At 43.6% G+C, this 13,825-nt stretch carries 7 protein-coding genes and 1 pseudogene; 3 read left to right on the plus strand and 5 right to left on the minus strand.

From position 1 onward, the window contains the following. Window positions 1–102: 102 nt before the first annotated feature. Window positions 103–432: a MazG-like protein gene (locus tag DBR43_RS28925; RefSeq protein WP_233603259.1), complete on the plus strand. Its 330-nt coding sequence runs from the start codon at window positions 103–105 to the stop codon at window positions 430–432. 34 nt (window positions 433–466) lie between these two features. Here DBR43_RS28925 and DBR43_RS28930 read toward each other — a convergent pair whose 3' ends face one another. The 5 genes and pseudogenes from DBR43_RS28930 to DBR43_RS28950 all read right to left on the minus strand — a co-directional run bounded on the left by DBR43_RS28930 (window position 467) and on the right by DBR43_RS28950 (window position 10,830). Then, complete coding sequence (locus tag DBR43_RS28930) at window positions 467–1,357, minus strand: helix-turn-helix domain-containing protein (protein ID WP_124586801.1); 891 nt, start codon at window positions 1,355–1,357, stop codon at window positions 467–469. Window positions 1,358–1,525: 168 nt separating this feature from the next. After that, window positions 1,526–4,744 carry a GH92 family glycosyl hydrolase gene (locus tag DBR43_RS28935; RefSeq protein WP_199757156.1) on the minus strand — a complete coding sequence of 1,073 codons (3,219 nt, stop codon included), beginning with the start codon at window positions 4,742–4,744 and terminating at the stop codon, window positions 1,526–1,528. A gap of 1 nt (window position 4,745) precedes the next feature. Continuing rightward, a pseudogene (locus tag DBR43_RS28940) lies at window positions 4,746–5,096 on the minus strand (glycoside hydrolase domain-containing protein); the annotation flags it as partial. 67 nt (window positions 5,097–5,163) lie between these two features. Beyond that, on the minus strand, window positions 5,164–8,181 hold the full coding sequence (locus DBR43_RS28945) for a glycoside hydrolase family 38 C-terminal domain-containing protein (RefSeq protein WP_124586803.1): 3,018 nt from the start codon (window positions 8,179–8,181) through the stop codon (window positions 5,164–5,166). Window positions 8,182–8,466: 285 nt separating this feature from the next. Beyond that, the gene (locus DBR43_RS28950) at window positions 8,467–10,830 is read right to left on the minus strand and encodes an outer membrane beta-barrel family protein (RefSeq protein ID WP_158622624.1); all 2,364 of its coding nucleotides are present in this window, start codon (window positions 10,828–10,830) and stop codon (window positions 8,467–8,469) included. Between the two features lie 233 nt (window positions 10,831–11,063). Between DBR43_RS28950 and DBR43_RS28955 the strand changes: the two genes are divergently transcribed. Together DBR43_RS28955 and DBR43_RS28960 are read left to right on the plus strand one after the other, a co-directional pair. Further along, a complete protein-coding gene (locus DBR43_RS28955; RefSeq protein WP_124586805.1) occupies window positions 11,064–12,728 on the plus strand; it encodes an FAD-binding dehydrogenase in 1,665 nt (554 codons plus the stop codon). 20 nt (window positions 12,729–12,748) lie between these two features. Beyond that, window positions 12,749–13,819, plus strand: coding sequence for a hypothetical protein (locus DBR43_RS28960; protein WP_124586806.1), 1,071 nt, complete (start codon window positions 12,749–12,751; stop codon window positions 13,817–13,819). Window positions 13,820–13,825 lie beyond the last annotated feature (6 nt).

Here is a 13,825-nt window from a genome sequence, read left to right on the forward strand (position 1 = left end):
CGGTTTATTTGGTTACAACTTAAACAGATTCGGTTTACTTGCAATACACCAGACAGACTAACTTGCAGCAGAAAATAACAACGATTACATTTAAACCAAATCATGATGACTGAATTGAATTTCAATGAAGTAATATCCAGGTCGCAAAAGATCAGGGAACTTTATCGCCAGTTAGAATTACAACACCATGGCAGCGAATGGACCATTGAGGAAGATGCCCTGGCATTTTTGACCGACGCCGGTCTGGTCGGCAGGTTGACCATGTCACAGCAAGGCCGATGGCCTAAAGGTGCCGATACCAATACCGAGCTATCACATAAATTAGGCGAATGTATCTGGTGGCTGACCATTTTAGCAGACCGTATGGGAATGGACATTAATACCGCCCTTGAAGGTTTCCTCAGCAAAACAGAAAAGCTTTTAGAAAAATAAGCGATGTGATGCTTACCGGAGCCAGGAGTTCCTGCTACTGGCTTCGGTACTCATTTGGTGTAACGCCAACACGCTTTTTAAAAAGCCGGTTAAAATGCTGAGGATATTTAAAGCCCAGTTCATAGGCAATTTCGCTTACCGTTTTATTATGGTCGAAGATCTTGTTTTTTGCAACTTCAATAATTTTGTTTTGCAGGTATTCCTGAGCAGATTTACCTGTTTCTTTTTTTATCAGATCACCAAAATAATTTGGGGAAAGATGCAATTCTTCAGCGCAATAGGCAACGGAAGGCAATCCTATGGAATATGGTTTTTCCGAGGCAAAATAGCCATTCAGCAATTCCTCAAACTTTTCTAAAATTCCTTTATTGGCATGGTCTCTTGTAATAAACTGACGATCATAAAACCGTTCACAGTAATTCAGGAACAATTCAATATTGGAGACGATCAGTTGTTTGCTGTGTTTATCAATGGCGTGTTGCAGTTCATATTCAATTTTAGCAAAACAATCCATTATGATTTTCCGCTCCTGTTCTGATAAATGCAAGGCTTCATTCACGGCATAAGAGAAAAATGAATAATTAGCAATGGTCTTGCCCAATGTCATGCCCTGGATCAAATCAGGATGAAACACAAGTGCAATTCCCTGGGGCTGATAATAACCCTCTTTATTTTCGCCGATGACCTGACCTGGTGCTAGAAATATGAGTGTTCCCTCCTCATAATCATAATTATTTAGTCCATAACGGAGGTCACCGCATTTGATCTGCTTCAGGAAAACAGTATAGAATTCATAGCGCAAACGCTTAAGCTGTCGAGGCTCAGCTTTATCCAAATGCACCACACTAACCAGTGGATGTAAGGTTTCCTGATTATTAAAAGCATTGTATTCGCTGATCTTGGCAAAATTCACCGTCTCTTCCATAGCTGCTGTTGTTTCTATGAAACAAAAATAAACATTAGAAAGTTTCTATAATCATACCGGTTATGCAATCAGTAATATTGGTAGTAAATACAGGAATATGTATACCTGTCTGTTCATTTTCAGTCCTCACCTTTGTTGTATAGAATTTAAATCAACTTACATTATAAATTAAAAATATGGAAAAGCGTAAACTTGGCAATAGTGGATTAGAACACCCCATTCTTCGTTTGGCTCCCGGCCCATCTGCAGTTCCAATATTCCACCTTTTAAGACTTCCTTCTGTAAAATCCTGAAATCCGCTATCGGCTTTCCGTTTAACTTCGCAGACTGAATATATTTATGCTCTTTTGAGGCTTTCCGCGCTTCTATTATAAATTTCGCTCCTCTGTTATATTTATGATTCAGTAAGATGGTGATCCGGGGGTACCTTGGGCTTCCGATTTCATAAACCGGCTGTGCCGAACATCCTCCATCCATTTGAAATAAACCAATGGCACTCATGATGAACCAACTGCTCATTTGTCCAAGATCTTCATCACCAGGATAGGCATCATAAGGCGTTGTTCCATAATACTGTTCCTGAATGGCGCGGTTCCATTTCTGGCTAAGCCAGGGTTTGCCTGCCCAGTTGAACAAATAGGAAACCTGCATTGCCGGTTCATTGCCATGATTAATAGGAAATGAAGAAAAATCATCACCGGAGGCATTAAAATTAGCTGCCGCTGATTTCTCCATAGCCTCATTTAAACGACCAACAAAACGTTCCTTTCCCATTTCGAAGATCAGTTCTTCCGGACGATGTGGTACAAACCAGGTGTAATTAAAAGCATTTCCTTCCACAAAACCCGGCGTATGATAGGGATCAAATGGCTTTAACCAATTTCCTTCCTTGTCTTTTGGCCGGGCAAAACCGGATTCTTTATCAAAGACGTTTTTCCAGTTTTCAGACCGCTTATCAAAATAAGCGTGGTCATCTTTTTTATTTAAAACCAAAGCCATTTGAGCCAAACACCAATCGTCGTAGGCATACTCCATGGTATTGGATACCGAACCCATTCCAGATGGAACATATCCATATTTCATATAGGGCTGAATATCCTCTACACCTACCGTACCACCACCTGGAGCGTGCTGAGGAGGGGTTGTCAGCATTTTTTTGAACCCCCTGTAAGCCGCATCCAGGTCAAAATCCCTGATCCCACTTTGCCAGGCACCCTGTATCTGTGAAATACCATGCATGGCTACCATCACACCGGTATGCTCTACTCCTGCCGGATCAGTATTAAACCAGCCGCTATTCTGGTAAAGCTCAATGGCCGAACGTGCCCATTTTGAGGATATTTCGGGAGTAACCAAATTGAACAATTGCTGGTTATTCCAAAAGGTATTCCAGTATTCCCCGCTCACAATGCAGTCTTCTTTGTTTTTAAACTGACGAATCTTTTCCTCCTCGTCCACATACCTTCCATCAACGTCACTCCAAATCGCTTTGGCTGCAACCGCACGGTACAAATTGGTATAAAACTTCTTTTTTTGCAGGTAATCATCGGTCTCTATCTGAATTCGCCCAAGGTATTCGTTCCAGATCGTACGCGCATTTTGCACCACTTTTTCAAAATCCCAGCCGAAAGCTCCGGTCATTTCTTTTTCAAGATTGTTTCTGGCCCCGGCTAAATCCACCAAAGACACCCCTGTTCTTACCAGGATGGCTTCCTTGTTGTTTGTTTTAAAATTCAGGAATACCCCGAGGTCTCCTTTTCCCTGTATGGCATCGATATCTGTCCGGATGGCGGCCTGAGTATCAAACTCATGGGTACGGTTCCATGACCCGATATATCCCGTAACCGGCTTTACCTCATTGTTAACCCAGCCTCCCATAGATTGAAATGGCTTACTGAACTGCATCACAAAATGAACGGTATACAATTGCTCCAGAGAATAGCCGGTAAAGGCGTTATCATAAGTGGCAAAGCCTTCTATTTCGGAATCGGAAACCTTTGTGATTTTCGCGGCTTTCAGGTTATGGGGATACTCGTTTGGCGTAAACAAGTCAACCAGGATTCTTGCCGAATCTAAAGCAGGGAATGTATAGCGCTGAAGAGAAGCCCGTCTTGTGGAAGTGATTTCGGCTTTAATACGGGTGTCTGTCATAAACACACTGTATTTCCCGATCTGTGCCGACTCTGTTTTTTTATCAATCCTGGAACGGTAACCGCCATCGGGATCTTTTTCTGTGCCGGGATTCACCTGCAGCCGGCCACTGGTTGGCATGGTCAGCAGACCACACATTGTCCAGTCGGAAAAATGACTGAAACCCATAATATTTTCTACGCTGTATTCATATCCAGCTTTCCAGGTTTCGTCCTGGTTGTCGGGCGCGATCTGCACCATACTCAGGGGCAGTGAAGGTCCTGGTTTAAACATCCAGCGGGAGTTGCCGGTCCCCATTAGCAGGTCTACATAGTCCGCATAGGTTTGAAGGTTTTGCCGGGATCGGGTGATAGTTCCGCGATAGATGGTTTTATTGCCTGATGTTATGGCAACAGCCGAGGTCAGGCCTTGCTTTGCACCGGCTACCGCCGGCATTGGGATCTCTATAATTGCATGTCCCTTTTCTATTGTCTTCGTAACTGAAGGTAAGCCGGCAATGGAAATGCGCACAGCTTTCTCTTTATCCATTTGAATGATGTCAACGAGTAAGGGCTGAACCCGCTTATTTCCCTGTTTCAATTCGAATGATGCGGCTTTGGCCGAAAGAACCAGGGAGGAGGAAATGTCTTCAATCCTGAGGCCCCTGCTCCCTTCCATACGAATGTCGTCAAATGAGGCCCATGATCCTGAAATCATTCCCATTTGGATCGTATTGAGTCCCTTTTTCAACCAGTTTTCCGGTATTTCAACCGATACAGTTGTTCCTTTTCCCGCAGGCAGGTCCAATTCCCGGCGATGTCCATTTATCTCGACACGTAATACAGTCGGCTGCTTTGCGTTCACTTCCTGAAAATCAATCAGGAGCCTGCAGCTTCCTTTGGCAACAGGATCCTTGAGATTGAACACTATTCTCGGAAAATGACGTGGATAGAATCCGGACCAGTACCCTCCGCCTGCCCAGCTATCCAAAGGACCGGGCAATAGATAAGGCCAATGTTTTTGAGGTGTAGAATAGCCTATGGAGAACACCGTGTTTTCGCCACCAAAATCGGCGAGGAAACCGCCTTTTCCATCGGACGCCAATGCAAATTCGGCAGCACTGTTGTCTTGCTTCCCGATTTGCCAAACCGTATGCGTCTGGCCATAAGCAGAGAGGCAAAAGAGCGCGCATATTAAAAGTAATCCGGTTTTTTTCATTAGCGTATATTTGTCTTTTAAGGGAGTTAATGGTATCATGCTATAGCTCAATTTTCAGTACTTTTCCTGCCCAGCTTTTGTTGGGTACCGGCCCGACTTCAAAATGCAATTTACCGCCTTTCACGATATCTTTAAAATGAATTTTAGGTCCGGCTAAAGCCTTGCCGTTCAGGGTAGCCGACTGGATGTAAATGTTCTCTTTTGAATTATTATGTACTTCGATAACAAACGTTTTTCCCTTATAATACTTGGGGTCCAGCTGAATCGCAATTTTATCAAACAAGGGAGTCGTAAGGTCAAGTTCCGGCTTGCTTTCCGTACTGCCACGCATTTCAAACAACCCCATGGAGCTCATGACAAACCAGGCGCCCATTTGCCCTTCGTCTTCATCCCCTTCCCAGGCCTGGTAAGGCTACCAACTTAAGTTTCATGATTCCTGTGGTTTTGATTGATGGTCATTATTTGTATTCAATCGTCAGTGTTTTTAATCCATATGGCAACAGATTTATACTGCTTCCTACCTCCTCAGCCGGACTTTCGTCTGCGATGCAATTCCTGATGGTTACTCCACTGGCAGCAGCAAGGCTCAGCTTTACCGTTTCTGCCTTTTCGGATAAGGAGCGTAGCCGGATAATCATAGACTTTCCATCTGCAGCAGTCTTAACGATCGAAATGAACACATTTTCATTATCCAGGGTCACTACAGGTTTAAGATTTACTTTTTCTTTAAGGGCTGCAGCAATTAAGGGTTGTGACTGTTCAAGACCAAAACGATTCGCTTTCACCGCGTTGTAAGCGTGTTTATGTGGCAATATCCGGTAACGGAAATTCAGTTTACCTTCCTGGGACAAAGGGTAATTGGTATGCCAGTGGTTGTTAAGTGCCCAGGAGTAAATCGTCGAACTTAAGAGCAGGTGACTGATCCATTCCGGGGAATGAAAGGCTCCCCCAATCACATTGGCGGTCATGTGTCCACTTTCAAAGGTGGGCGCATCCAGGGCACACCAGGAAACTCCCTTTTCTTCATTAGAGATGTCCAGCCAACGTTGAAAACTCATCCAGTTGCGGTTTGCAGCAGGAAGCTGGTCTTTTTCCACCTCTACCACTCCCCAGGGAATGTCCATTCGGGTATGCCCTTTTGGAATATCAAAGGCAAATCCAAAATGGATTCCTTCTTTTTTAGTGATTGCTATTTTGTCTATCAAATTATGGATTTCAATTTCAGGCTTGCCCGCAATTACGCGGACTTCCCGGGTTAGGCTGTTACATCCTTCTGCTTTTGAGCTGACCAGAATGGAGGCTAAAAGAGGCCCGTTTTCCCTGATCAAAGTCGTCACTTCTGTCGGACCGCTGGCTTTTACCGTTTTCTGAATATCGTCGCGTTTAATACTTGCTGCGCTTGCCGCATACTGAGGCCCTCCTGATGCCGGCTCGCCAGTTCCGGGAAGATACCTGAAGCTATTGATTTTAGCATCATCGGTCTTACTTACAAACTCAGTCCCCGCTTTGTCTGTTATATTTACAATATCTCCCGATACCGGATCTATGCTTACTTTGAACAGGCCATTGTCCAGGGTATTCCCTTTTGCCATTTTAAGATCCGTTTTAGGGGCAGACCTGGTGCTCAGCGTATAGTTTTTTGTTCCAAACGCCGGAACATCACTGGCCAGGAAAACCAATTCACCTGTGCTCAGGCGCTGAGAAATAACCGGATTTTTATGTTCATCCCGGACCGAATTATAGCCTTTACTTTGATCCGCACTGAGTGTAATTAAGCCATCCCGTGACCATGACAAGGTATTGAAAACACCTATTATAGATGATTTCTCAGCAGCCATAGGTTTCAGGGCATTTGAAATCAATTGCAGACTAAGCTGTTCGGCTGTTTTAAAGAAATCCTGCTTCGTCTTCCAGATCACATCCTGCATATCCGCCTGTCCGGGATTCATATAACACCAGGTATGTTCCGATCCCATTAGTACATTACGCCAGGCTTCGTCCAGTTCAGCCCTGGGTGCTTTTTCTTTGGGATGAAGCATTGACCAAAGAATGTCAGACTGAATCAGTCTTTCCTTAGAATTGCGGTTCATGGCCGTTTCCTTAGCTGCTGTGCCAAGACCGTCCGTCCAGTATTCTGTAAAATCTCCCCGATAGGAAGGAATTACATCTCCATACTTTTTTTCGAAAGCAGACATGATGGTTGTAGCACTTGAAATGACGAGACGGGGAAATGCATATTCTTCATTCCAGCTTTTTACGGCATCGGGCAAGTCAGCATCAATGGGCGTATTGTCTGCCATGGCCCAGGTCATTGGAAATAAATCATAAGGATATTCCTTATGATTTTCCAGCTCGGTGAGCTTTTCCCATAAATAACCATCAATAAAGTTTTCGCGGGGATGATCGGTTTTAACAATTTGCAACAATTTTTCAGGATCCTTTTGGCCAGCCATCAGCGGCCAGTACTTAAATCCCTTTGCTTTTGCTCCCGGCGTATAATCACCTGGCTGAAGGAACAATACTTTTGAAGTACCGTCCTGCCCAATCCACCAGAATGGTTTAAAGTTAAATTTATCAGCCAATCCTACACGATCAGATCCATTGAAAGGCGCAAAAACATATTTTATCCCGAACTGGGCGGCCATAGGTACAATTCCCCAGGTCATGCCAGGCACATCGACCTGAACAATCGTCTTTACGGGGACTCCGGTTGCCTTTTCCAACAGCTTCGCATCTTTAAAATACCTTGGAAATTCTTCATCTGCGGTAACACTTGTATTGTCATTGATGTAACCGGCATCAAGATGGATGTAACCTTTTCTAACCGCGTCCAACAAGGTTTCCTTCTCGCTTGCCGTGGCATCCTTTAAATAACGTTCTACCGGCCAGATCACTTCAGGATTCCAAAGATACCGGGCCCCTTCCGGATAACCTGCAGTTTCTTTTGCCAGCTTTATCCCATTCACAATGTTTCGTTTATGGATGATTTCCGCGTTGGCCTGAGTATTAGTATAGCCGATGTCTACGTGAGCATGCGGATAGATATAAACGGTCCATTGTCTTTGTGCGGCGAGAACAAATGATTTTTTTAAAATTCTATTTCCTGATTTTAAGGTAACGGCGATGGAGAGCTCATTTTCCACACCAAGACCAAATGGCAAGATTACTTTGGTTGATGCCAGGCCCTCTTTATGCGCCGGAACAGCAGTACTTACTGTTCTTCCCTCTGCTGAAACTTCAATTACAGCAGCCTGATATAAATTACTTCCGCTGAAATTGAGTATGATTTCTCTCGCGGGCTTCCTGTCTTTATCATACCTGTACACGCTGGTTGACTTACATTCCATACCACTGGGGAAAGCAAGATTTATACCGGCAGCGCAATGGCCACTGTTAGCGCTACTCACCGCAAAACCATCAAAGCCGCTCAGCGCGAAAATTAAATTAATCGACAAGGCAAAATTTAACACTTTCATTTCTATATTTTTTTAAGTCGGACGTTCCTCGTTTATGTCAGGCAACCCCAGATCACCTGAGAAAACAACACAACATGTACAAACATATAAAACCAACACAAATCACCTATATAAAGCTAAATAGCAGCAATTAAAAGAAATAAGCTCGGCTACGAGCAAACCAATCAAAACAACATGTACAAACATAGTGATTTAATGATAAGATGCAAATAAAAAAAGCCTGCTCATCCTAAGATTGCAGGCTTGTTCCTAAAAAAGGTCTTCCTTTATATTTTTCAGCAAAGCTTAGCCATTCGGGCGGCTCTTTACATCATCATTGCTTATTTTCCTGCTTTCCTTTTGCTCGAAAAGTCTTCCAAATTCCCAGGTGACACTCATCTTTATGGTCTGGTTGTAATTACGGTTGTATGCACTGGAAATAAAGGTCTTACTATTGATCACTTCTCTCTGGTTAATTGTCTCGTTAAAGGGATTGATAAAGGCTAAAGTGAAAGAAAGCCTTTTAGACGGCAGCTCCTTTTTCCCTGCAATGCTGTAGAAATATTTAAAGGTTTTATAGCCCTGCAGCATCCTTATCCTGCTGTTGTAATCCCCAAATGCCTGTACGGTGAAATTCCCGGGTAGCTTATAGGAAGTGTTCAGGTTAAATTCTGCATTCCAGCCCTTGTTATCCACTTGTAAGGCCTTACTTTGAAAGTCCAGCTTGTAAATATTAACATTCGAATTGACGTTCCATTTGCTGGTCAAAGGCAATGCTACAGAAAGGTTCAGACCAAGCTGACGGTTGGCCGCAAGATTTTGTTTATTCGTAGTGGAGATCCCATTTGCATCGGTAACCGTAAAGTCTTCAATGGAATTGTTGGTCTGTTTCCAAAAGAAAGCACTGTTCAGGGAAAGGCCTGAATTAAAGGAAATCGCATAAGACAATTCGGCCTGATCAGCGAGTTCCGGCTCCAGCTGAGGATTTCCGGTAACGATGTTTTTCGGATCGCTGGTATCTAAATTCGGATTCAGGTCCCAGATATAGGGACGGGTAAGTCGCCTGGTATAACTCATGCTTAAAGACTGGCGCTCATTGAGTTTTTTTGATAAGGTAGCCGTTGGAATCAGGTTTGTAAAATCCTTGGCGAAGGTATTACCGGCGGAAATGAAATTTCCATTCAAACGGGTATGCTCCAAACGGGCACCGGTTTCTATATACCAGTTGGCCGGCAAGTTGAATTTTAATATCGCATAGCCCGAATACACCTGCTGACCGTATTCAAATATATCGTTCCGTTCAGAGATTGGTTCGAGTACCGTTGGCTGCCCTGCTTTGCTTCCTTCTACCCGGTAATCATTGCTGACATTCCGGCTGATCATTTTAAGCCCTCCTTCAAAACTATATTTATTTTCTTTGCCAAAAGGATGCAGGTAATCCGTTTGAAAAGTCCATTCGGAGTTCCGTGTCCCGCTGTTGTTCAGTTCCCGGTAAAGAAGCTGATCGTCTGTAGCACTCCTGTCAGACAGGTATCGTGACCGGTCTTTTGAAGGAGAGAACTGTGCCAGCAAAGCGAGTTCACGTCCGGGGGCCTTAAACTTCCGGATATAGCCAAAATTAATGTCCCCGCCGAGGTAGGCGGCTTTAGTATCCACATCCTGACGATAGCTTTCCAGAACAGTGCCATTGGCTGCGGAAACCTGACTAAAAAGGCGGTTGTTGTTTGGCCAGTTGCCAAACCAGGACGTAAAACCAAAGCTAAACCGGTTCAATGTATCTGCCGTATAGTCGATAGCAATATTAGCCGAACCATGAGGTGCTGTATTGTCTTGTATTTTCGTCTGATCAAGGGAAGAAAGTAAAGCTCCCTGATCGTTAAAATTGTTTCGGCTGTAAGCACTTGTACTTTTCATACGCAAACGGTGAAGGTGCGCATTGACATTAATATTCCATTTCTGATCTGCCATAGAGAAACGCGGATTTAATGCCTGTTCCCAGTTACTGGCAACTGCTTCCAAAGCCCCGTTCATTTGCTTTTTATCCTTTTTTGTGATGATATTGATCACCCCGGCCGCACCTTCCGCATCATATTTGGCAGATGGTGTGGTAATGATCTCTACAGAGGCAATGATATTTGAAGGCATCATGTTTAAGGCATCCGCAGGGCTTCGCGCCATTTGTCCGGAATATTTCCCATCAATCAGGATTTTAATGTTCTTACTGCCACGCATACTCACATTTCCCTGTGCGTCTACATTGAGCACAGGCGCTTTCCGCAATACATCGGCTGCCGTTCCTCCCTTGTTTCCGGGGTCATTGCCGGCATCATAGATCAGCATACCCGGCTTTTGTATCACCATTTTCTTTAGTGCTGTAACGTTCACTTCACTGAGCTGGCTAACCGTAGGCGAAAGTAAAATATCCTTAAGCGACTTATCGCTCTGTAAGGCAACAGAAAGTTGTTTGGTCACATAACCCACAAATGAGATCCGTATGAAAGATGCCTCAGTATTGGCAGTCTTCAGCTCAAAACGACCTTCCGGAGTAGTAACCGTGGTTAGCATGACCTTACCCTCTTTATTGAATAAGCCAACAGTGATGAACTCCAATGGCTCCCGGGAGATCGAATCCAGGATCCTTCCAGATATGCCTTGGTTTGACTGGGCCATTAAATTGCCGGAGATAAAAGAGAAAAGGAATAAGCTTAACAATCGTAGAGTTAATCGCATAAGAGGTATAATTGAAAAAGCACAAAAGTATATTATTTAGAATGCTTATAAATAATTATAATCATCCTATGACAATATTGTTACATTTACAATTGACAGCATTCACGATCGTTAAATGAAACTATCCATCTCTTTGAAATAAAACCCTCAACTTTTCTTTTATATTTGTGTATATGCCTATAAAGGAAGAGTTTAAAGCTGACGCCATCATCATTGGTTCCGGATTGGCGGGACTGGTTGCCGCTATGGAAATTACCAATTCTGGAAAAAAAGTATTGTTACTCGATCAGGAAACGGAGCAAAATATCGGCGGACAAGCATTCTGGTCATTTGGAGGCTTGTTTTTAATCAATTCCCCCCAGCAACGAAGAATGGGCATCAAAGATTCTTATGAACTAGCCCTACAGGACTGGATGGGTACCGCGGCTTTCGATCGTAAAGAAGACTATTGGCCCAGGCAATGGGCCGAAGCTTACCTGAAGTTTGCCGCTGGAGAAAAATATGAATACATCTCCAAAATGGGCATTAAACTGATGTTTATGGTGGGATGGGCAGAACGCGGAGACGGCGCCGCAAGCGGCCATGGCAATTCTGTTCCACGTTTTCATGTCAGCTGGGGCACGGGCACGGGCGTCATTAAGCCATTTGTCGAAAAAGCTTATGAAGCAAGAGATAAAGGCCTGCTTCAAATGAAATTCAGGCATCGGGTGAAGACTTTGATCAGCATAGCTGATAAGATCGTTGGCGCAGCCGGTGATGTATTGGAAAATGATGATAAAGAGAGAGGCTTTGCCACCAACAGAAATGTCGTCTCGCAATTTGAATATAAAGCAGATCACATTGTGATCGCAACCGGTGGAATTGGTGCCAATCATGAACTCGTGCGACAAAATTGGCCGGAAAGACTGGGCAAAGCCCCGGAAAATATGGTATGTGGCGTACCAGCCTATGTAGATGGCAAAATGATCGGCATTGCCGAAAGTGCAGGTGCCAGCATCATTAACCGCGACCGGATGTGGCATTATACGGAAGGTCTGCAAAACTGGAACCCGATCTGGCCAAATCATGGCATAAGAATACTCCCTGGTCCATCTTCCATCTGGCTTGATGCAAAGGGAAATCGCCTCCCTGCTCCTTTCCTGCCAGGATTTGATACACTGGGTACATTGAAACATATTCAGGAAACGGGCTATGCCTACTCCTGGTTTATCCTGACACAAAAAATCATAAAAAAAGAATTTGCGCTGTCCGGATCAGAGCAAAACCCCGACATCACGAATAAAGATTACCTCCTTTTTCTGAAAAGAATTTTTGGTAAAAAAGCACCTGCCCCGGTAGAAGCGTTTAAGGAAAATGGCAAAGACTTTATCGTCTCAAATGATCTGGAAGACCTGGTGAAAAAGATGAACGAACTTTCCGGTGATTCACTACTGGATGAACAAAAGATAAGGTCACTCCTTGAAGCGAGAGATAGAGAACTGGACAATAAATTCTCCAAAGACACCCAGGTTAATTATATCCGGAGTACCAGAAAATATTTAGGAGACAGACTGGGCCGTGTAGCCAAACCGCATAAGATACTGGCTGCAGAAAACGGGCCACTGATTGCCGTACGCCTCAACATCCTGACCCGTAAAACATTAGGCGGTATCGAAACGAATCTTAACGGACAAGTATTAAAAACGGATGGTCATGTTTTAGAGGGCTTGTATGCCGCGGGTGAAGTAGCCGGTTTTGGTGGCGGCGGTATGCATGGCTATCGTGCATTGGAAGGCACTTTTCTTGGTGGATGTATCTTTTCCGGAATGAAAATTGGGAAATATATTGCTGATCTTTGATCGAACAGTGTATACAAACCATGAAAAAAACCATCATCTTGTGCCAGATATTGCTTTTTACCTTATCTGCTTTCCCTCAAAAAAATCATAAAGACTTGCGTTACAAAGAACTAAGCGGATGTTATGGCAAAGGTACAGAAGGAATCTGCTTGTTTGAGGATGGCAAATTCTTATTGTATGGTTATGCTACCGCGATCTTCGGGAGCTATGGTTTCGAAAAAGACTATCTGCTTTTTTATCCCGATAAGTCAGAATTGTTTGAAGTATATGCCCATCAAAACAAAAGTATCGGAATGCGGTCAAGAATAGATTTTAAAGGTTTCGACAGGGCGACAGAAACCCTGGTGCAGTTGGGGTCCGACAGCATTAAAAACGTGTTTAATAAAGATGCCAATTGTTTTGATGCTCCCTTTGTATTGACGCGAAAAAACAAAGTTTCCAGCATTACCCTTTCCAATAAAAACGTTTCCTGGACCTACCAGATAGATAAAAGCTTTAACGATTTTACCTTGATTTATAATGTGCCTGGTCGCTATGCAGAACATTTTTCAGGAATGATTTCCATTGATGAAAATGAAAAGCTCCTGAGGCTATCCGCATCTTTTGGAGAGAAAGGCTTTAAAAAGCAGAAAACAGATAAAGGTGAAGGCCAATGGCGGGATATTATGCAGTTGAAAAATGAGTATGACCTGTCAAAAAAGAATACCGGAGATTTCGTCTTTGCAAATAAACACTACCACCCTTTCCCAGCGCCAGCAGCTGACGATTACCTGTACGACAAAGCATCAAATCAATATATCAGTAAAAAAGCAAAAGAGAAGGAGGCTTACTATCGCCAAAATCAGTATAATGATCCCCGTTATTTGCGTAAATATGTCAAGTTATCTCCCAAAACCAAAGGCAATTTTAGCGGTCTGAAAGATCGTATTTCATCTTCCAGCATCTTCTACTCCGTTTGTGGGGAGGGTGCAGAAAAATCATACCATTACGAGGGGTATCAAAAATATAAAGAGGACGACCGACCGGCACCTATCCCAACCACAATGCCGCCTGTCCCAATACCAGCTACAAACAAGACAAACGATAAATAAAAAACA

This window comes from Pedobacter sp. KBW06 (assembly GCF_003852525.1).
GTDB lineage: Bacteria > Bacteroidota > Bacteroidia > Sphingobacteriales > Sphingobacteriaceae > Pedobacter.

Coding starts and splice junctions, on each gene's coding strand:
- DBR43_RS28925 (WP_233603259.1), top strand. CDS start 103: ATGATGACTGAATTGAATTTCAATGAAGTAATATCCAGGTCGCAAAAG.
- DBR43_RS28930 (WP_124586801.1), bottom strand. CDS start 1,357: ATGGAAGAGACGGTGAATTTTGCCAAGATCAGCGAATACAATGCTTTT.
- DBR43_RS28935 (WP_199757156.1), bottom strand. CDS start 4,744: ATGATACCATTAACTCCCTTAAAAGACAAATATACGCTAATGAAAAAA.
- DBR43_RS28945 (WP_124586803.1), bottom strand. CDS start 8,181: ATGAAAGTGTTAAATTTTGCCTTGTCGATTAATTTAATTTTCGCGCTG.
- DBR43_RS28950 (WP_158622624.1), bottom strand. CDS start 10,830: ATGGCCCAGTCAAACCAAGGCATATCTGGAAGGATCCTGGATTCGATC.
- DBR43_RS28955 (WP_124586805.1), top strand. CDS start 11,064: ATGCCTATAAAGGAAGAGTTTAAAGCTGACGCCATCATCATTGGTTCC.
- DBR43_RS28960 (WP_124586806.1), top strand. CDS start 12,749: ATGAAAAAAACCATCATCTTGTGCCAGATATTGCTTTTTACCTTATCT.